This window comes from Pseudomonas putida (genome assembly GCF_002906855.1).
In the GTDB taxonomy this organism is placed as follows: domain Bacteria; phylum Pseudomonadota; class Gammaproteobacteria; order Pseudomonadales; family Pseudomonadaceae; genus Aquipseudomonas; species Aquipseudomonas putida_N.
Genome location: NZ_MINI01000038.1, coordinates 1,157,725 through 1,176,342, shown reverse-complemented (window position 1 = coordinate 1,176,342; position 18,618 = coordinate 1,157,725). Strand labels below are relative to the sequence as shown.

General features: G+C 62.1%; 16 protein-coding genes. 5 read left to right on the top strand and 11 right to left on the bottom strand.

The annotated features are described in order from the left end of the window. Positions 1–84 precede the first annotated feature (84 nt). From BGP85_RS18070 to BGP85_RS18060, 3 genes are all read right to left on the bottom strand, one after another. Positions 85–1,329, bottom strand: coding sequence for an MFS transporter (locus BGP85_RS18070; RefSeq protein ID WP_103449251.1), 1,245 nt, complete (start codon positions 1,327–1,329; stop codon positions 85–87). Between the two features lie 123 nt (positions 1,330–1,452). Then, a complete protein-coding gene (locus tag BGP85_RS18065) occupies positions 1,453–2,295 on the bottom strand; it encodes a mechanosensitive ion channel family protein (RefSeq protein ID WP_103449249.1) in 843 nt (280 codons plus the stop codon). Positions 2,296–2,411: 116 nt separating this feature from the next. Beyond that, positions 2,412–2,897: a YajQ family cyclic di-GMP-binding protein gene (locus tag BGP85_RS18060; RefSeq protein ID WP_103449247.1), complete on the bottom strand. Its 486-nt coding sequence runs from the start codon at positions 2,895–2,897 to the stop codon at positions 2,412–2,414. A 102-nt stretch (positions 2,898–2,999) separates the two neighbouring features. On the opposite strand from BGP85_RS18060, the gene BGP85_RS18055 reads away from it, so the two are divergent. The 3 genes from BGP85_RS18055 to BGP85_RS18045 are packed head-to-tail and all read left to right on the top strand — an operon-like array spanning position 3,000 to position 6,546. After that, positions 3,000–3,917 carry a putative 2-dehydropantoate 2-reductase gene (locus BGP85_RS18055; RefSeq protein WP_103449245.1) on the top strand — a complete coding sequence of 306 codons (918 nt, stop codon included), beginning with the start codon at positions 3,000–3,002 and terminating at the stop codon, positions 3,915–3,917. A gap of 30 nt (positions 3,918–3,947) precedes the next feature. Beyond that, the gene (locus BGP85_RS18050; protein WP_103449244.1) at positions 3,948–5,978 is read left to right on the top strand and encodes a sensor histidine kinase; all 2,031 of its coding nucleotides are present in this window, start codon (positions 3,948–3,950) and stop codon (positions 5,976–5,978) included. 1 nt (position 5,979) lies between these two features. Further along, positions 5,980–6,546 carry a cob(I)yrinic acid a,c-diamide adenosyltransferase gene (locus tag BGP85_RS18045; protein ID WP_103449242.1) on the top strand — a complete coding sequence of 189 codons (567 nt, stop codon included), beginning with the start codon at positions 5,980–5,982 and terminating at the stop codon, positions 6,544–6,546. Between the two features lie 32 nt (positions 6,547–6,578). Here the strand turns inward: BGP85_RS18045 and BGP85_RS18040 are convergent, their stop codons facing one another. From BGP85_RS18040 to secA, 4 genes are all read right to left on the bottom strand, one after another. Next, positions 6,579–7,523 (bottom strand): Nudix family hydrolase, encoded by a 945-nt coding sequence (locus tag BGP85_RS18040; protein WP_103449240.1) that lies wholly within the window; start codon positions 7,521–7,523, stop codon positions 6,579–6,581. Further along, entirely contained in the window at positions 7,520–8,152 is a 633-nt protein-coding gene (locus BGP85_RS18035; protein ID WP_103449239.1) for a glutathione S-transferase family protein, read from the bottom strand. The genes BGP85_RS18040 and BGP85_RS18035 overlap by 4 nt, the downstream gene beginning before the upstream one ends. 52 nt (positions 8,153–8,204) lie before the next feature. Further along, entirely contained in the window at positions 8,205–9,422 is a 1,218-nt protein-coding gene (gene argJ, locus BGP85_RS18030) for a bifunctional glutamate N-acetyltransferase/amino-acid acetyltransferase ArgJ (RefSeq protein WP_103449237.1), read from the bottom strand. 88 nt (positions 9,423–9,510) lie between these two features. Next, a complete protein-coding gene (gene secA, locus BGP85_RS18025) occupies positions 9,511–12,246 on the bottom strand; it encodes a preprotein translocase subunit SecA (protein WP_103449235.1) in 2,736 nt (911 codons plus the stop codon). Between the two features lie 295 nt (positions 12,247–12,541). Here secA and BGP85_RS18020 point away from each other — a divergent pair, with 295 nt between their 5' ends. Then, positions 12,542–13,009 (top strand): DUF721 domain-containing protein, encoded by a 468-nt coding sequence (locus tag BGP85_RS18020; protein ID WP_103449879.1) that lies wholly within the window; start codon positions 12,542–12,544, stop codon positions 13,007–13,009. Positions 13,010–13,107: 98 nt separating this feature from the next. Then, positions 13,108–14,079, top strand: coding sequence for a hypothetical protein (locus BGP85_RS18015; RefSeq protein ID WP_103449234.1), 972 nt, complete (start codon positions 13,108–13,110; stop codon positions 14,077–14,079). Between the two features lie 112 nt (positions 14,080–14,191). Here the strand turns inward: BGP85_RS18015 and lpxC are convergent, their stop codons facing one another. From lpxC to BGP85_RS17995, 4 genes are all read right to left on the bottom strand, one after another. Further along, positions 14,192–15,103 carry a UDP-3-O-acyl-N-acetylglucosamine deacetylase gene (lpxC, locus tag BGP85_RS18010; RefSeq protein WP_060508542.1) on the bottom strand — a complete coding sequence of 304 codons (912 nt, stop codon included), beginning with the start codon at positions 15,101–15,103 and terminating at the stop codon, positions 14,192–14,194. Between the two features lie 114 nt (positions 15,104–15,217). Beyond that, positions 15,218–16,414, bottom strand: a complete 1,197-nt coding sequence (ftsZ, locus tag BGP85_RS18005; RefSeq protein ID WP_003260772.1) for a cell division protein FtsZ — start codon at positions 16,412–16,414, stop codon at positions 15,218–15,220. Positions 16,415–16,469: 55 nt separating this feature from the next. Next, positions 16,470–17,732, bottom strand: coding sequence for a cell division protein FtsA (gene ftsA / locus BGP85_RS18000; RefSeq protein WP_103449232.1), 1,263 nt, complete (start codon positions 17,730–17,732; stop codon positions 16,470–16,472). Between the two features lie 14 nt (positions 17,733–17,746). Continuing rightward, the gene (locus tag BGP85_RS17995; protein ID WP_103449230.1) at positions 17,747–18,616 is read right to left on the bottom strand and encodes a cell division protein FtsQ/DivIB; all 870 of its coding nucleotides are present in this window, start codon (positions 18,614–18,616) and stop codon (positions 17,747–17,749) included. Positions 18,617–18,618: the final 2 nt, after the last annotated feature.

The following is an 18,618-nucleotide window of genomic DNA, read 5'->3' as shown; positions in this document are numbered from 1 at the left end:
CCTGTACAAGCCCGCTCCTACAGTAAACGAGTTTGCCTGTAGGAGCGGGCTTGTCCCGCGAAGAGGCAAGTGCAGGCAAAATGGTTATTGAGCGACAGCCCCTTCCCCAGGCTGCCCACCCACTACAAACCACAAAGGCCACAGCGCCAAGGCACCTGCCACACCCGCCGCCAGGGCAAAGTGCAACAGGCTCGCCCCCGCCCCGATCATCGCCAATACCGCACCACCCAGCCCCAGCAAGGCAATGGTGATCATCCCCAGCATCGCCGATACCAACCCCTTGCTCTGCTCGCTGGCGAACAGCGTCATGCGGTACAGCACCGCATTGGCCACGCCCAGCCCCAACGCGTACAGCGACATGCCGGCGACCACACTGGTTACCGTCGGCCACACCCAAGTCGCCAGCACCATCAGGCACAGGCCGGCCAGGTACGGCCCCAGCGCGCCGCGCACAAGGGCCGGCAGCGGGTAACGGTCGGCGATCCGGTTGATGATCAGGTTACCCAGGATCAGCCCGCCGAACACCGGCAACTGCCAAAGCGCATATTCCATCGTGCTCAGCCCCTCATCGTGAATCAGCAGCACTGGCGAAAGGCCGATCCAGCCAATCAGCGGCAGGCCCACCAGGCCCAACGCGGCACTGCCGGCGACGAATTTGCGGTTGGCCAGCAGCTGGCCGTAACCGGCAAGCAGAGGCAACAGGTGGATTGGGGTGAACGGCAGGCGTGAGCCATCACGACGCTCCACACCGAGGGTTTCCGGCATTAGCCGATGCAGCAGCAGCCAGCACAGCACTGCTCCGATGGCGAAGGCCACGAACAGCCAGCGCCAGTCCAGCCACTGCAGCATGAGGGTCCCGACCAGCGGCCCGAGCAACGGCGACAGCAAGGCGATATTGGCCAGCAACGCCATCATGCGCACCGCGTCCGCTTCGCTGAACGACTCGTTCAGCGCTGGGTAGCTGACCGTCACCACGAAGCCCAGGCCGATGCCCTGCAGCAGGCGCAGCAGGTTGAACAGGCCAATGTCTTGCACCCAGTAGGTGGCCAGGCAGGCAACGCCGAAGAACGCGCAGCCGGCCAGCAGAAGCGGGCGGCGACCATAGCGGTCAGCCAGCGGGCCGATCAGCCATTGCAGCACCACGCCACCAAGCAGGTACAGGTTGAGCGCGTGGGGAATGTACTCGGGGCTGGCGTTCAGCTGCTCGACCACCACCGGCATGGCCGGCATCACGGCGTCGCTGGCCAGGTAGGTGAGCAGCTCGAACAGGGCCAGGGTCAGGCCGAACAGCAGGGCCCGAAGAGGCGTGATGTAGAGCAGTGGTTTCATGATGGCGTATCGGGTGCAGGCAGGAGGGGACAGGTTATATGCCAGAAATGGCGGGGGATTGCTGTGAACAAGTGTAAGGGGTGCTGAAAAGACTGGGGCCGCTTTCGCGGCCCCAGTCTGGCATCACTGCGCTGCAGTTTCCTGCACCACGCGGATCACCCGCTGCGGGAACGGAATGTCGATCCCTTCGGCCTTCAACCGGTCACGGGCATGCTCGTTGAGCATGAACATCACGTCCCAGTAATCGGAGGTCTTGGTCCACAGGCGCAGCGAAACGGTGATCGAGCTGTCGCCCAGGGTCGAGACGACCGCCTGCGGAGCAGGGTCCGCCAGCACGCGTGGGTCCTGCGCCAGCTCCAGCAGCACCTGGCGGGCCTTCTGCAGGTCGGCCTCATAGTCCACGCCCACATCGAACACCACCTTGCGCGTCGGCTGGCGGTTGGTATTGGTAATGATGCCGTTGGACAGGGCACCGTTGGGCATGATCACCGTCTTGTTGTCACCGGTACGCAGCACAGTATGGAAGATCTGGATGCTGTCGACGGTACCCGCCACACCCTGCGCTTCGATCCAGTCACCGATGCGGAACGGGCGGAACATCAGGATCAGCACACCACCCGCGAAGTTCGCCAGGCTGCCCTGCAAGGCCAGGCCGATGGCCAGGCCGGCAGCACCGATGGCGGCGACGAACGAAGTGGTCTCGATGCCGATCATCGACGCCACGCTGACGAACAGCAGCACTTTCAGCACAATGTTCGACAAGGTGCTGATGAACCCTTGCAGCGCCAGGTCGGCGTTACGCAACCCAACCAGTTTGCCCAGGCGGGCGCTGACCTTGTTGATGATCCACCAACCGACAGCCAGGGTCAGCAGTGCCAGCAGAAAGCGGCTGCCGTATTCCATGATCAAGGGGACCCAGGTCTGCGATTGGCGGACCAGCTGATCGACTTCAGCGTTCAAATCCATGTATTCATCTCCTGATGCCGAGCGGCACGTACACAGTAAAGCAGGCCGCGGGTCTAACAGCGGCCATGGCCCCCATGGACATCATTACGCCATCGAGGTTCCGCACAACCCGGCGATCAGTCGCGGAAGTTGTTGAACTGGATCGGCATGTCGAATTCCTTGGTGCGCAGCAGGGCAATGGCCTCCTGCAGGTCGTCGCGCTTCTTGCCGGTGACACGCACCTGCTCGCCCTGGATGGCGGCCTGGACCTTGAGCTTGCCGTCCTTGATGGTGGCGACGATCTTCTTGGCCAGGTCCTTGTCGATGCCTTCGCGGAACTTGGCTTCCTGTTTCTTTTCCTTGCCCGAGGCGTACGGGTCCTTGGTTTCCAGGCACTTGACGTCGATCTTGCGCTTGACCAGCGCCAGGCGCAGGATTTCCATCATGGCTTCGAGCTGGAACTCTTCCTCGGCGGTCAGCACCACGGTCTGTTCCTTGTCCTTGAACTCGAAGCTGCCCTTGCCCTTGAGGTCATAGCGGCGCTCGAGGTCCTTGATGGCGTTGTCGACCGCGTTCTGCACTTCGTGCTTGTCCAGTTCCGATACCACGTCGAACGAAGGCATGGGTAATCTCCATAAAATAAACGCGCGCTCAGTCTGAACATGGAGCGCGTCGGTGTTAGCGGGTTAAAATGCGGGCTCATTATAACGGGTTGCGAAACGCAGATGAGCAGCACCTGGCATATTCTCGGCGCCGGTAGCCTCGGCAGCCTCTGGGCCTGCCGCCTGGCACGCGCCGGCAAGGCGGTACGCCTGATCCTGCGTGATGCGCAGCGCCTGCAGGCCTACCAGCGGGCCGGTGGCCTGACCTTGGTCGAACAGGATCAAACCCGCCTCTACGCGATCCCGGCCGAAACGGCCGAGTCCGGTGGGCCCATCCATCGCCTGCTGGTGGCCTGCAAGGCCTACGATGCCGCCCCCGCCATCGCCCGCCTGGCGCCGCGCCTGGCTGAAGGCGCAGAAATCGTGCTGTTGCAGAACGGCCTGGGCAGCCAGGACGAAGTCGCCGATCAGGCCCCCCTTGCCCGCTGCATCTTCGCCTCCAGCACCGAAGGCGCTTTCCGCGAGGACGACTGGCAGGTGCGCTTCGCCGGCCATGGTTTCAACTGGCTGGGAGACCCGGCCAACCCCACCACCCCAGAATGGTTCGATGACCTGAACGACGCCGGCATCCCAGGCGAATGGACGGTCGACATCCTTACCCGCCTGTGGCGCAAGCTGGCACTCAATTGCGCCATCAACCCGCTGACCGTGCTGCATGACTGCCAGAACGGCGGTTTACTTGGGCATCTCGGCGAGGTCGAGGCACTGACTACGGAACTGGCCGAATTGCTGCGCCGTTGCGGCCAGCCGGAAGCGGCAACCGATCTGAATGAAGAAGTGCAGCGGGTGATCCTGGCCACCGCAGCCAACTACTCTTCCATGTACCAGGACGTGCGCGCTGGCCGGCGTACCGAAGTGCACTACCTGCTGGGCCACGCCTGCCGGGCAGCCGAACGCCACGACCTGGAGCTGCCACGGCTGGAACACCTGCACCAGCGCCTGGTCGATAACCTGCGAGCGCGTGGTTTGCCCAGCGCCTGACGTCAACCCAATACGGATATTGCCTTGCCCATGAGCCTGCGCCAACGCCTGGAAAACCTCCCGGTCGGGCAGAAACTGCTGGCAGCCCTGCTGGTACTGCTGGTAACCATCCTGCTGGTCGCCAACCTGACCTTCATCAGCGCCGCCTACTGGATCACCCAGGAGAGCATGGCGCCACAGGCATTGCAGACCATCGGCAAGCTGGTGGCCAATCCGCAACTGTCGGCCCGTGCCGGCGACTCGACCGAGACAGCCACAGCCCTGCTCAAGGAGCTGGACAGCTACACCCCGCTACGCGCCGCTGCCATCTACGGCGGCGACGGCAGCATGCTGGCCCAGCTGCAACACGGCGATCACCTGGCGCTGCCCAAGCGCTACCGCAACATCGACGGCTGGCGCCTGATGGAGTTTCGCAGCACCCAGCTCATCCGCATCCCCCGCGACGCCAACCCACCGGCGCACCTGCTGCTGGTGGCCAGCAGTGAACTGCCCACGGCGTTCTACACCGGCACGCTCAGCGCCAGCCTGGCGATCCTGGTGTTCAGCATCCTGCTGTGGATGATCATCGCCCGACAGATCAAGCGCCTGATCACCCAGCCGATCAACCAGCTCGAAGAACTCAGCCGCCAGGTCACCCGCGAAGAAAGCTATGCCTTGCGCGCCACCCGCGGCAACGACGACGAGATCGGCAGCCTGGCCGAAGCCTTCAACACCATGCTTTCGCGTATCGAGGCCCGCGAGCAGCAGCTCAAGCGCACTCGCGACGAATTCCAGACGGCCTACGACCAGGCCCAGGGCCTGGCCGAGGAAACCCGTCACACCAATCGCAAGCTGGAGCTGGAAGTCCAGGTGCGCAGCAAGATCGAGAAGAAGCTCACCGGTTTTCAGAACTACCTCAACAGCATCATCGACTCCATGCCCTCGGCGCTGATCGCCCTCGATGAGCAGCTTTACGTCACCCAATGGAACCACGAAGCCACGGTACTCTCCGGCACGCCGCTGGACGAAGCGCTGAACCAGCCGATATTCATCGCCTTCGAACCGCTCAAGCCGTTCCTGCCGCAACTCAAGGAAAGCGTGGAAAAGCACCGGGTGGCGAAGATCGAGCGGGTCACCTGGCCCAAGGGAGACGACCTGCGCCATTACGCCCTGACCTTCTACCCGCTGATGGGCGGCGGCGGCCGCGGCGTGGTCATCCGTATCGACGACATCACCCAGCGCCTGTCGCTGGAAGAAATGATGGTGCAGTCCGAGAAGATGCTCTCGGTCGGCGGCCTCGCAGCCGGCATGGCCCACGAAATCAACAACCCGCTGGGCGCGATCCTGCACAACGTGCAGAACATCCGCCGGCGCCTGTCGCCGGATCTGCCGCGCAACCAGGAGCAGGCGAGCGAGCTGGGCATCGACCTGGCCAGCGTCAACCGCTACCTGGACAACCGCGAAGTGCCGCAACTGCTCGACGGCATCCAGCAGGCCGGCGCACGCGCCGCCAAGATTGTCACCCACATGCTCAGCTTCAGCCGCCGCAGCAACCGCCTGCTGGTACCTTGCGAACTGCCGGCGTTGATCGACCAGGCCGTGGAAATTGCCAGCAACGACTTCGACCTGACCATCGGCTTCGACTTCAAGGGGCAGGCCATCATCCGCCAGTTCGACCCCAACCTGGGCCCGGTGCCCTGCACCGCCAACGAACTGGAGCAGGTGCTGCTGAACCTGCTGAAGAACGCCGCCCAAGCCATCCACCAGCGGCCTCAGCCCAGCGAGCCGGGGCGTATCACGCTGCGCACAAAGCTCAATCCCCCCTGGGCCGAGATTCAGGTTGAGGACAACGGCGTGGGCATGCCCGAAACCGTGCGCAAACGCACCTTCGAGCCGTTCTTCACCACCAAGGAAATCGGCCAGGGCACTGGGCTCGGGCTGTCGGTTTCGTACTTCATCATCACCAACAACCACAAGGGGCAGATGGAAGTGCAGTCCACGCCCGGCCAGGGCACCTGCTTTACCCTGCGCCTGCCCCTCGGCCAACCGCCAGCGGCTGCGCCGACCCACACGGAGGCATGACATGGGCTATCGCCTGTCGAAGATCTACACCCGCACTGGCGACAAGGGCGAAACCGGCCTCGGCGACGGGCGGCGGGTGCCCAAGGACCACCCACGGGTCGAGGCGATCGGTGAGGTGGACAGCCTCAACAGTCAGCTCGGGCTGCTGCTGGCCGGCCTGGATGACCACAAGCTGGATGAGGTAAGCAACGTCCTTGCGCCATGCCAGCATCGTTTGTTCGACCTTGGCGGCGAGTTGGCGATGCCCAGCTATCAGGCCCTGAACCAGGCCGAGGTGGAGCGGCTGGAGGCAGCGATCGATGTGTGGAACGAGGAGCTGGGACCGCTGCAGAACTTCATTCTGCCCAGTGGTTCGGCGCTGGTGGCGCAGGCCCATGTGTGCCGTAGCCTGGCGCGCAGTGCGGAACGGCGGTGTCAGCAGTTGAATGCGCTGGAGCCGTTGCAGGGGGTTGGGTTGGCTTATATCAACCGGCTTTCGGATCTGCTGTTTGTGGCGGCGCGGATCATTGGGCGGCGGCAAGGGATTGCGGAAGTGCTTTGGCAGCCTGCAGAAAAGCCTCAAGGCTGATATCGCCGGGGCTGCTTTGCAGCCCCGGATACTCAGGCCTCAGGCCAGAATGCGCGGATCCCGGCAACACCTTGGGCACCAGCCTCCCAGGCCTTCTCCCGCTCACCCGGCCCAACCCCACCCAACAGGTAAACCGGCTGGTTGAAACCGGCAATCAGCCGCTGCGCCTCATCCCAGCCCAACGGCACCGCCTCGGGGTGGGTCTGGGTTGCCTGCACCGGCGACAGGGTGACGAAATCCACGCCCATCTGCTCGGCCAGGGCCAGCTCTTCAGCACTGTGGCACGACGCCGCCAGCCAGCGCTCCTTGGGGAACGGGCGGCCTTTGGCTGCGTACTTGCGCAGCTGCGCGGCGGTCAGGTGCCAACCGGCGGACGGGAAGTCGCCCAGCCACTCCAGCGGCCCCTTGAGCATCAACTGCGCCTTGCCTGCGCACAGCCCGACCGCGTCCACTGCCACATCGCGGTACTTGGGGTCGTACATGTCCGGGGCGCGCAGCTGGATCAGACGGATACCGTTGGCCACGGCCTTCTGGATACCTTTGAGCATCTGCGGCACTTCGAGGCCATCCGGAGTGATCAGGTACTGGGCCGGCAAGCGCGCAGCAGCGACGATCGGCTTGTTGGCCTCAGGGAATTCGTATTGCCCCAGGTCGCGTGGCGCAACCCAGGCCAGTGGCTGGCCTTCGGCGCCGTGGGGCTCACCGGTGAACGCATCGACCTCACGCACATCCAGCAGCACCTGCTTGTCCGGGTAGTCGTGGCTGACCTTGATCAGCGCCCGCGAACGGGTCACTTCGATGCCAAGCTCTTCGCGCAACTCACGGGCCAGGGCCGCTTCGACGCCTTCGCCCTCTTCCACCTTGCCGCCCGGGAATTCCCACAAGCCGCCTTGGTGCTGAGTATCGGCGCGGCGGGCAATCAGAATGCGGCCGTCACTCCCGCGGATCACCGCGGCTACAACATGAATCCGTTTCAACCTTCACGCTCCGCCAGGCCAGCTTGCTGCCAGGCCTGGAAGGCCGGCCACTGGTAAATGGTTTCGATATAGGTGGCTGCCTCGGCGGGCACTTCCACGCGGTAGGTACGCAGGCGCACCGCCACCGGGGCAAAGAAGGCATCGGCCAGGGTCGGCTTGCCGAACAGGAAGGGGCCATTGCCCTTGGCCACCAGGCGGCACTCGGACCACAGCGCGACGATGCGGTCGATGTCCACTTGCACGTCCAGAGGCATGTCATCCAGCCCCTGGTCACGGGACAGGTCGAACGGCATGGCACCGCGCAAGGCGAAGAAGCCGCTGTGCATCTGCGCGCAAGCCGAACGGGCCTGGGCACGAGCAGCCACATCGGCCGGCCACAGCTGGGCCTCTGGGTGACGCTCGTTGAGGTACTCGGCAATAGCGAGGGAGTCGGCAATCACCCCGTGTTCGGTCTTGAGCAGCGGCACCTTGCCGGTGGAAGAGAATTCGAGGATGCGCTTGCGGGTATCGGGCTGGTTCAGGCTGATCAGCGTTTCTTCGTACGGCACGCCGGCCAGCTCAAGGGCCAGGGCACCACGCAGCGACCAGGAGGAATACAGCTTGTCGCCGATGATCAGGTGATAGCTCATGGTTCGGCTCCATTTCTTGAGAGGTTGGGGCCGCTGTGCGGCCCCGGGTGAATCAGGTGCGGTATTCGGCGTTGATCTTCACGTATTCGTGGGACAGGTCGGTGGTCCAGATGGTTTCGCTGCACTGACCACGGCCCAGCTCGATACGGATGGTGATCTCTTCCTGGGCCATCACGGCCGAACCCTGCGCTTCGGTGTAGCTCGGGCTGCGGCCGCCTTTGCTGGCGATGCACACGCTGTCCAGGTAAACGTCGATCAAGCTGACATCCAGCTCCGGCACGCCGGCACGGCCCACGGCAGCCAGGATACGGCCCCAGTTCGGGTCGGAGGCGAACAGCGCGGTCTTGATCAGCGGCGAGTGGGCCACGGCGTAACCGACATCCAGGCACTCCTGGTGGTTGCCACCACCGTTGACCTGCACGGTGACGAACTTGGTGGCGCCTTCGCCGTCACGGACGATGGCCTGGGCCACTTCCATGCACACTTCGAATACGGCCTTCTTGAGCGCTTCGAACAGCGCGCCGCTGGCTTCGGTGACTTCCGGCAGGTTGGCCTTGCCGGTGGCGATCAGCATGCAGCAGTCGTTGGTCGAGGTGTCGCCATCGATGGTGATGCGGTTGAACGACTTGTTGGCGCCGTCGAGCATCAGGTCCTTGAGCACCGCCGGGGCAACTTTGGCGTCGGTGGCGATGTAGCCGAGCATGGTGGCCATGTTCGGGCGGATCATCCCGGCGCCTTTGCTGATACCGGTCACGGTGACGGTCACGCCCTCGTGCTGGAACTGGCGGCTGGCACCTTTTGGCAGGGTGTCGGTGGTCATGATGCCGGTGGCGGCTTCAGCCCAGTGGTTTTCCGACAGGTTGTCCAGGGCGGCCTGCAGCGCACCTTCGATCTTCTCGACCGGCAGTGGCTCACCGATCACACCGGTGGAGAACGGCAGCACCGATTCGGCCGGCACGCCGGTCAGTTCGGCCAGCTTGGCGCAGGTACGTTCGGCAGCGGCCAGGCCTGGCGCGCCGGTGCCGGCGTTGGCATTGCCGGTGTTGGTCAGCAGGTAGCGCACGGTACCCTGCACGCGCTGCTTGGACAGGATCACGGGAGCGGCACAGAAGGCGTTGAGGGTGAACACGCCAGCCACGCTGGAGCCTTCGGCGCAGCGCATGACCACCACATCCTTGCGCCCAGGACGCTTGATGCCGGCAGAAGCAATACCGAGTTCAAAACCCGGAACCGGGTGCAGGGTGGGCAAAGGACCAAGACCAACAGCCATTAGAGCGCTCCTAGAAATACGGTGAATATGGAAAAAGGGGGCCGCAATGCGGCCCCCAGGGATGTCACGATACAACAATCAGGTCAGGTCACTCGATCTGACCATGGCAATGCTTGAATTTCTTGCCCGAACCACACCAGCACGGCTCGTTGCGGCCCAGCTTGAGGTCGTTGCGCACCGGGGCAGCGGCCACGGCCACTTCGGCGCCCTCCTCGCTCAGTTGCTCGCTTTCAAGGCCCGGCGCGGCTGCGTGCTGGAACTGCATGCGGCTAGCCAGCTCCTCGGCCTCGCGGCGCAGGCGGGCTTCTTCCTCGGCCGGGTCTTCGCGGCGCACTTGAACATGCGACAGCACGCGGATGGTGTCGCGCTTGATCGACTCGAGCAGTTCCTGGAACAGCGTGAACGACTCGCGCTTGTACTCCTGCTTCGGGTTCTTCTGTGCGTAACCACGCAGGTGGATACCGTGACGCAGGTGGTCCATGGTCGACAGGTGGTCTTTCCACAGGTCGTCCAGCACGCGCAGGAGGATCTGCTTCTCGAAGGTACGCAGCGCTTCGATGCCGGCCTGGTCTTCCTTCTCGGTGTAGGCGGTGGTGATCTCGTTCAGCAGCTTCTCGCGCAGGGTCTCCTCGTAGAGGTGATCGTCCTCGTCCAGCCACTGCTGGATCGGCAGCTTCATGGCGAAGTCGCTGGCCAGCGAAGCTTCGAGGCCGGCCACGTCCCACTGCTCTGGCAGTGACTGCGGCGGGATGTGCTGGCTGATGGTGGCGTCCAGCACTTCCTGGCGGAACTCGGCGATGGTATCGCCAATGTTATCGGCTGCCAGCAGGCTGTTGCGCATGTGGTAGATCACCTTGCGCTGTTCGTTGGCCACGTCATCGTATTCAAGCAGCTGTTTGCGGATGTCGAAGTTGCGGCCTTCGACCTTGCGCTGGGCTTTTTCGATGGCGTTGGTGACCATGCGGTGCTCGATGGCCTCACCAGACTGCATGCCCAGTGCCTTCATGAAGTTCTTCACCCGGTCGGAGGCGAAGATGCGCATCAGGCTGTCTTCCAGCGACAGGTAGAAGCGGCTCGAACCCGGGTCACCCTGACGGCCGGAACGGCCACGCAGCTGGTTGTCGATACGGCGCGATTCATGACGCTCGGAAGCGATCACGTGCAGGCCACCGGCTTGAATCACCTGCTGGTGACGCTTCTGCCAGTCGGCCTTGATCTGGGCGATCTGCTCGGGGGTCGGGTTTTCCAGGGCAGCCACTTCGGCTTCCCAGTTACCGCCCAGCAGGATGTCGGTACCACGGCCAGCCATGTTGGTGGCGATGGTCAGCGCACCCGGAGCACCGGCTTGGGCGATGATCTCGGCTTCCTTCTCGTGGTACTTGGCGTTCAGTACCTTGTGGTCGATACCTTCCTTCTTCAGCAGGTTCGACATGTGCTCCGAAGTTTCGATGGTGGCGGTACCCACCAGGATCGGGCGGCCCTGGGTCATGCTCTCTTTGATGTCGGCGATGATCGCGGCGTATTTCTCGTCGGCGGTCAGGTACACCAGGTCGTTGAAGTCTTTACGCGCCAGCGGCTTGTTCGGCGGAATGACCATCACGTTCAGGGCGTAAATCGACTGGAACTCGAACGCTTCGGTGTCGGCGGTACCGGTCATGCCGGACAGCTTGCTGTACAGACGGAAGTAGTTCTGGAAGGTGGTCGATGCCAGGGTCTGGCTTTCGGCCTGGATGTTCAGGTTTTCTTTTGCCTCGATGGCCTGGTGCAGGCCTTCGGACAGGCGACGACCCGGCATGGTACGGCCGGTGTGTTCGTCGATCAGCAGAACCTGGCCGTCCTGGACAATGTATTCGATGTTGCGGTGGAACAGCTTGTGTGCCCGCAGGCCAGCGTAGACGTGGGTCAGCAGGCCCAGGTTGTGCGCCGAGTACAGGCTCTCGCCTTCGGCCAGCAGCCCGGCCTGGGTCAGCATCTCTTCGATGAACTGGTGACCGGCTTCGTTGAGTTCGACCTGGCGGCTCTTCTCGTCGATGGTGAAGTGGCCTTCCTGGGTGACCTGGCCTTCGACTTCTTCGATGTGCTGGGTCAGGCGCGGGATCAGGCGGTTGATCTCGATGTACAGCTTGGAGCTGTCTTCGGCCTGGCCGGAGATGATCAGCGGGGTGCGCGCTTCGTCGATGAGGATCGAGTCGACTTCGTCGATCACGGCGAAGTTCAGTTCACGCTGGAACTTCTCTTCCTGGCTGAACGCCATGTTGTCGCGCAGGTAGTCGAAACCGAATTCGTTGTTGGTGCCGTAGGTGATGTCGGCGGCGTAGGCGGCACGCTTTTCTTCAGGCGGCTGGAAGGCCGAGACGATGCCTACGGACAGGCCAAGGAATTCGTACAGCGGGCGCATCCAGTTGGCGTCACGGCGGGCCAGGTAGTCGTTCACCGTGACCACGTGTACGCCTTTGCCAGACAGGGCATTGAGGTAAACGGCCAGGGTACCGACCAAGGTCTTGCCTTCACCGGTACGCATTTCTGCGATCATGCCCTCGTGCAGGGTCATGCCGCCGATCAGCTGCACGTCGAAGTGGCGCATGCCCATCACGCGCTTGCCGGCCTCTCGGGCCACGGCGAAGGCTTCGGGCAGCAGTTGGTCCAGTGTCTCGCCTTTGGCCAGGCGCTCCTTGAACTCTGCGGTCTTGGCCCGCAGTTGCTCGTCGGAGAGGGCCACCATCTTCTCTTCGAAGGCATTGACGATAGCAACCGTCTTGAGCATGCGTTTGACTTCACGCTCATTCTTGCTTCCAAAAAGTTTTTTTAACAAAGGCGCAAACATATCGGCAGGATCTTCCACACGTAGGGATGGAGGGCGGCCCCATGAGTCGCCCGTGCAGCCCTGAGGCCGCATGCGAACGAGCATTCTACCCGGAAACGATGGTGAGGAAAGTGGTCGATTGCCACGATGCTGGCACAGCGCTTAGGCGGGGGCTTTTCTAAGATAGGGGTATTTTCCCCGAGTTCAACCCGCGGGTTGATGAAACAATAGCGAGAATGACTCCTATCCTGCGAAGAGGCCAGCTCAGGCAACGAGGATGTTAGACTGGCCACCTTGTCACTGGATGCACACCACCATGGCCTTCAAACCCTCCCCCGCCCAGCCGCCCGCCACCCTGCTGCGCCAGAACCGCCCGCTGCGCCTGCTGCTGAACCAGGCCGAGCGCCTGGAGCACCTGCAGCGCCTGCTGGAAAGCCAGCTGCAACCAGCGGCCCGCGAGCATTGCCATGTGGCCTCGTGGCGGGACGGCACATTGTTGCTGGTGGTCACCGACGGCCATTGGGCCACGCGCCTGCGCTACCAGCAGAAGCGCCTGCTGGCGGCGTTACAGGCCATGGAAGCCTTCGGCAACCTCAGGCGCATCCTTTACAAGGTGCAGCCGCCGCTAGTGCCCGCCAAACGCGCTGGACATGCTGCAGTGCTCTCCAATAATGCGGCTGAAAGCCTTCGTGATACCGCAGAAGGCATCAGTGACCCTAAACTCCGCGCAGCACTCGAACGGCTAGCTGGCCATGCGATCATTGATAGCAGCACAACAAGGTAAAATATCTCCCTGGGCAGAACGGCAGAACTGATATTTTTGTCAGTAGCCAGCGTCGTATGAGAATGGTCAATTGAGCACTCTTAACCGAGGATTGCGAAATGACTACCAACCCTGCCGACCACAGTGAACGTACCCAATTTTCCGACAAACAGTGGAATGATTGGTCGCACAGCAAACAAAAGCGTTGCCTATCGCTTGAAGAACAGAATTTAAACACTTACGTCAGCCTTTCCAGCGCACCCAATGATCTGTCACCACCCAGTTGCTACCAAGCAACACCACTGATTCGAAAAACCATCGAAAACCTTGTTGCAGGTAATATTTACGCAATCAGCCTGCTCGCAAAACGCCCCCAAATTGATGGCGCGCCAACGCAGTTATCCTGGAGTATCGATGATATTTTTCACCATCGTTCCGACCTGAAAAAAACGGATGAATGGGAGCGCTTCATCGTCGACTTTAGGGCTACCGCTTCTGAGCACACCTTGACCCTTGGCAGCGTCGAGCCCGAAGAGGGAGTAGTACGGATCGAATTTGATGACATCCGCCTCTATCCGCACGTTGTTGAAATTGACTTTGAGAACGAAGAGCCCAAGCTGATTCAGCCAGGCGAAAGCCTCAAGCTACGCCATTTCACCTTGCATAATCAGGGCGGAAAAAATGGCTCAGAGATGGGAGTAAAAAACACCGACAAAACAGTACCTGGAATGTCTGAAAAGAAGGGCATCATACTGGCGAAAAGCCAAAGCAGTGACAGACAGCGTGCCGTGTTTGAGCTCAATGGAGAGTACGGATATATACAGTTCGCGTGGACCCAAGTCCACTATGACTGCACCGTCAGCTTCCATGACGACCTTGCGGCCAACCCACTGCACACCATCGATGTAAAAGGGGCCGCCGAACCGGTTAGCCCGTTGAACTATTGGGTCAGGTATCGGAGCAACGAAGGAAAGTTGGTCAAATACATTGTCTTCAACGCAATCGATAATAGCCTCATTGACTTCATGACAATGAAGTCACCTTCAATCTTGACCAGCCACGACAAAAATTCCCTGCCTGAGATCGTGTAAAAATAAAACGCCTGCTTTGCAAAATGCAAATACTCGCGAGCATTGTCGAATCAGAGCGAAGATAAAAAAGGCCACCCGAAGGTGGCCTTAATGAACTAGAGAGTGTTCGAACTTACACAGCCGCAACAGGGCGCATGTAGGAGATCGGTGCCGTGCTGGCATCTTCGAAAGTGACCACTTCCCAGGCATCGGTTTCAGCGATGAGCTTGCGCAGCAGCTGGTTGTTCAGCGCGTGGCCGGACTTGTAGCCCTTGAACTCGCCGATCAGGCTGTTGCCCAGCAGGTAAAGGTCGCCAATGGCGTCGAGGATCTTGTGCTTGACGAATTCGTCATCGGAACGAAGGCCGTCTTCGTTGAGCACACCGGTCTCGTCGACCACGATGGCGTTCTCGACACTGCCGCCCAGCGCAAGGTTGTGCTTGCGCAGGTACTCGATGTCACGCATGAAGCCGAAAGTACGGGCGCGGCTGACTTCCTTCACGAAAGAGGTGCTGGAGAAGTCGACGACCGCACTCTGGGTCTGGCCCTTGAGGACCGGGTGATCGAAGTCGATCTCGAAGCTCACCTTGAACCCGTCGAATGGCAGGAAGGTGGCGCTCTTGTCGCCCTCCACCACTGTCACTTCGCGCAGGATGCGGATGAACTTCTTGGCTGCGTCCTGCTCTTCCAGGCCAGCAGACTGAATCAGAAATACGAAGGGACCGGCGCTGCCATCCATGATCGGCACTTCCGAGGCGGAGAGCTCGACGTAGGCGTTATCGATGCCCAGGCCCGCCATGGCGGAGAGCAGGTGCTCGACCGTATCGACCTTGACGTCACCGTTGACCAGCGTGGTGGACATGGTGGTCTCACCGACGTTAGCCGCACGCGCCGGGATCTCGACCACAGGGTCAAGGTCGGCGCGACGGAAGACGATGCCGGTGTCGACAGGCGCAGGCTTGAGGGTCAGGTAGACCTTCTCCCCGGAGTGCAGGCCGACGCCCGTGGCACGGATGGTATTCTTCAGGGTGCGTTGTCTAATCATGGCATTGGCCGCTTCAGCGCAAATAATGCGAACAGGTATCAACAAAGGCTGGGGATGATAACAGACCCGGCCTTTGCTGAACACCAATCACCCTTATACCCCTGATAAATTCCATCAATCAGCCTGACGACGCAAGAAGGCTGGGATATCGAGGTAGTCCAGATCATCCTGAGGGTTGAGTTTAGCTGCCGCAGCGGCACCGGCGTGGGCCTGGTTGCGCATCACGGTCGGGCGCTCCAGGTCACGGTAGTTGACGGCTGGCTGCTCCTGACGCACCGGCGCCGGGTTGGAAGCCTCGTACACCTGCTGAGCGGTCTGCAGGGTGTTGTCGACCACCTTGACCGGTTTTTCGATGCGCGCGCCCAGACCGGTGGCAACCACGGTCACGTGCAGTTCGTCACGCATGTCAGGGTCGATCACGGTACCGACCTTGACCATGGCGTGGTCGGAGGCGAAGGCTTCGATGATGCTACCTACATCGGAGTACTCACCAAGCGACAGGTCAGGACCGGCGGTGATGTTCACCAGGATGCCGCGGGCGCCCTGCAGGTTGACGTCTTCGAGCAGCGGGTTGCGAATGGCCGCTTCGGTGGCTTCGCGAGCACGGTTCGGACCGCTGGCGCAGCCGGTACCCATCATCGCCATGCCCATTTCACCCATGACGGTGCGCACGTCGGCGAAGTCGACGTTGATCATGCCCGGGCGCTTGATGATGTCGGAGATACCGCGAACGGCACCGGCCAGTACATCGTCGGCCTTGGCAAAGGCGGACAGCAGGCTGGCATCCTTGCCCAGGATGGTCAGCAGCTTCTCGTTGGGGATGGTGATGAGCGAGTCGACGCTCTCAGCCAGCATGCGGATGCCTTCGTCGGCGATCTGCATGCGCTTGCGGCCTTCGAACGGGAACGGACGGGTCACCACTGCAACGGTGAGAATACCCATTTCCTTGGCCACTTCGGCGATGATCGGCGCCGCGCCGGTACCGGTACCGCCGCCCATGCCGGTGGTGATGAACACCATGTTGGTGCCCTGCAGCACCTCAGCGATGCGCTCACGGTCTTCCAGCGCGGCCTGACGGCCGACTTCCGGATTGGCACCAGCACCCAGGCCCTTGGTCACGCCGGTACCCAGTTGCAGGATGGTGCGTGCGCCAATGTTTTTCAGCGCCTGGGCATCGGTGTTGGCGCAGATGAACTCGACGCCTTCGATGCTGCTCTTCACCATGTGGTTGACGGCGTTGCCGCCGCCACCGCCGACGCCGATCACCTTGATGACCGGACTTTGCGGGACGTTGTCTACGAGCTCGAACATTTTCCCTCTCCTTACAGTTCTCTAGTTGTTGCGCCTACCACTACTGCTTTGAAACTTAGAAGTTGCCCTGGACCCATTTCTTGAAGCGCTCAAGCACTGGGGCCTTCGGTTCATCGCCATAGCTGTTGTTGCTGCTGTTGGTGTTACCGGTCAGGACCAGGTCCTCGGACTGCTTGAGCAGCCCATAGGTGAGCAAGCCCACACCGGTGGAATAGATCGGGTTGCGCACCACGTCGCTCAGCCCCCGAACGCTGTGCGGTACGCCCAGGCGTACCGGCATGTGGAAGATTTCCTCGGCCAGTTCCACGGCGCCTTCCATCTTCGCGGTGCCGCCGGTGAGGACGATGCCGGCTGGCACCAAGTCCTCGTAACCGCTGCGGCGCAGCTCGGCCTGGATCAGGGTGAAGAGCTCGTCGTAACGTGGCTCCACCACCTCGGCCAGGGCCTGGCGCGACAGCTCGCGCGGTGGGCGGTCGCCCACGCTCGGCACCTTGATGGTCTCGCCGGCGCCGGCCAGCTTGGCCAGGGCGCAGGCGTAGCGGATCTTGATTTCTTCGGCGTACTGGGTCGGCGTACGCAGGGCCATGGCGATGTCGTTGGTCACCTGGTCGCCGGCAATCGGGATGACCGCGGTGTGACGGATCGCACCCTCGGTGAAGATGGCGATGTCGGTAGTGCCACCACCGATGTCCACCAGGCACACACCCAGTTCTTTCTCGTCATCGGTCAGCACCGAGTAGGCCGAGGCCAGCTGCTCGAGGATGATGTCGTCGATTTCCAGGCCGCAGCGGCGTACGCACTTTTCGATGTTCTGCGCCGCGTTGACCGCGCAGGTGACCACGTGAACCTTCGCTTCCAGGCGCACGCCAGACATGCCCAGCGGCTCGCGCACGCCTTCCTGGTTGTCGATCACGTAGTCCTGCGGCAAGGTGTGCAGCACGCGCTGGTCAGCCGGGATGGCCACGGCCTGGGCGGCGTCGAGCACACGCTCGAGGTCGGCAACGCTGACCTCGCGGTCGCGGATGGCGACGATGCCGTGGGAGTTCAGGCTGCGGATGTGGTTGCCGGCTACGCCGACGAACGCCGAGTGGATACGGCAGCCAGCCATCAGCTGGGCTTCTTCCACTGCACGCTGGATCGACTGCACGGTCGATTCGATGTTCACCACCACGCCCTTCTTCAGGCCGCGGGATGGATGGGTGCCGATGCCCACGATCTCGAGGGTGCCGTCTTCGCCCACTTCACCCACCAGCGCCACCACCTTGGAAGTGCCGATGTCCAGCCCGACGATCATTTTGCCGCTATGCGCGTTTGCCATGGTCCTGCCTCTCTCTAATTCTTCGCAACGGCGGGTTTGGCCGTCGTCGGTGCGTTCGGTTCCCGCCAACCAACGGCAAGTCCGTTGGCATAACGCAGATCAATGCGGGCGATATTGGTGATCTGCTCTTTGAGTGTCTTGTCGTAAATGGCAATGAAACGGCGCATCTTCTCCACCAGATGGTCGCGCCCCAACAGCAGCTCGATGCCCGGCCCGGCACTGCTCGCACCGGTGGTCAGGAACCAGCTGCCCCGCTCGCGCAGCTCAAGGCGAGCGATGGAAAAGCCCAAGGGGCGCAGCATCTGGCTCAATACCTGATATTGCTGCATGACTTGTTGCTGAGCACGCTGCGGCCCGGCCAGCTGCGGCAGGTGCTCATAGTTGGCCAGCTCGCGCGGAGTGAAGGCCTGGCCCTGGTTGTTGAGCAAGGCCTCATCACCCCAGCGCGCCACCGGCAGCTGTTCTTCCAGGCGAATCACCACTTCGTCCGGCCACACCCGGCGTACTTCGGCATGGGCGATCCACGGCATCTGCTCGAGCTCGGCGCGCATCGCGGTGAGGTCGACGCTGAAGAAGCTCGCCGCCACATACGGCGCAATGCGCTGCTGCACCGACTGCTGGCTGATGTAGCTGAGGTCACCCTGCACGTCGATCTTGGTGATCGGCCGGTCGGCATAGGGCATCAGGCGGATGGCGCCCTCATAGGCGCCGAAGCCTGCAGCCACCAGCACGATCGGCCACAGCAGTCGCTTGAGGCCGCCCAGGCTGGGCCGCGGCAGGCGCGCCGATACGGGCTCGTCGGCCACCAGTCGGCTGGCACCGCGCGGCACCGGCTTGCTGCGGCCGGTAACGGGTTGCTGCTGACGTATCATTGCGCCTTGCATGA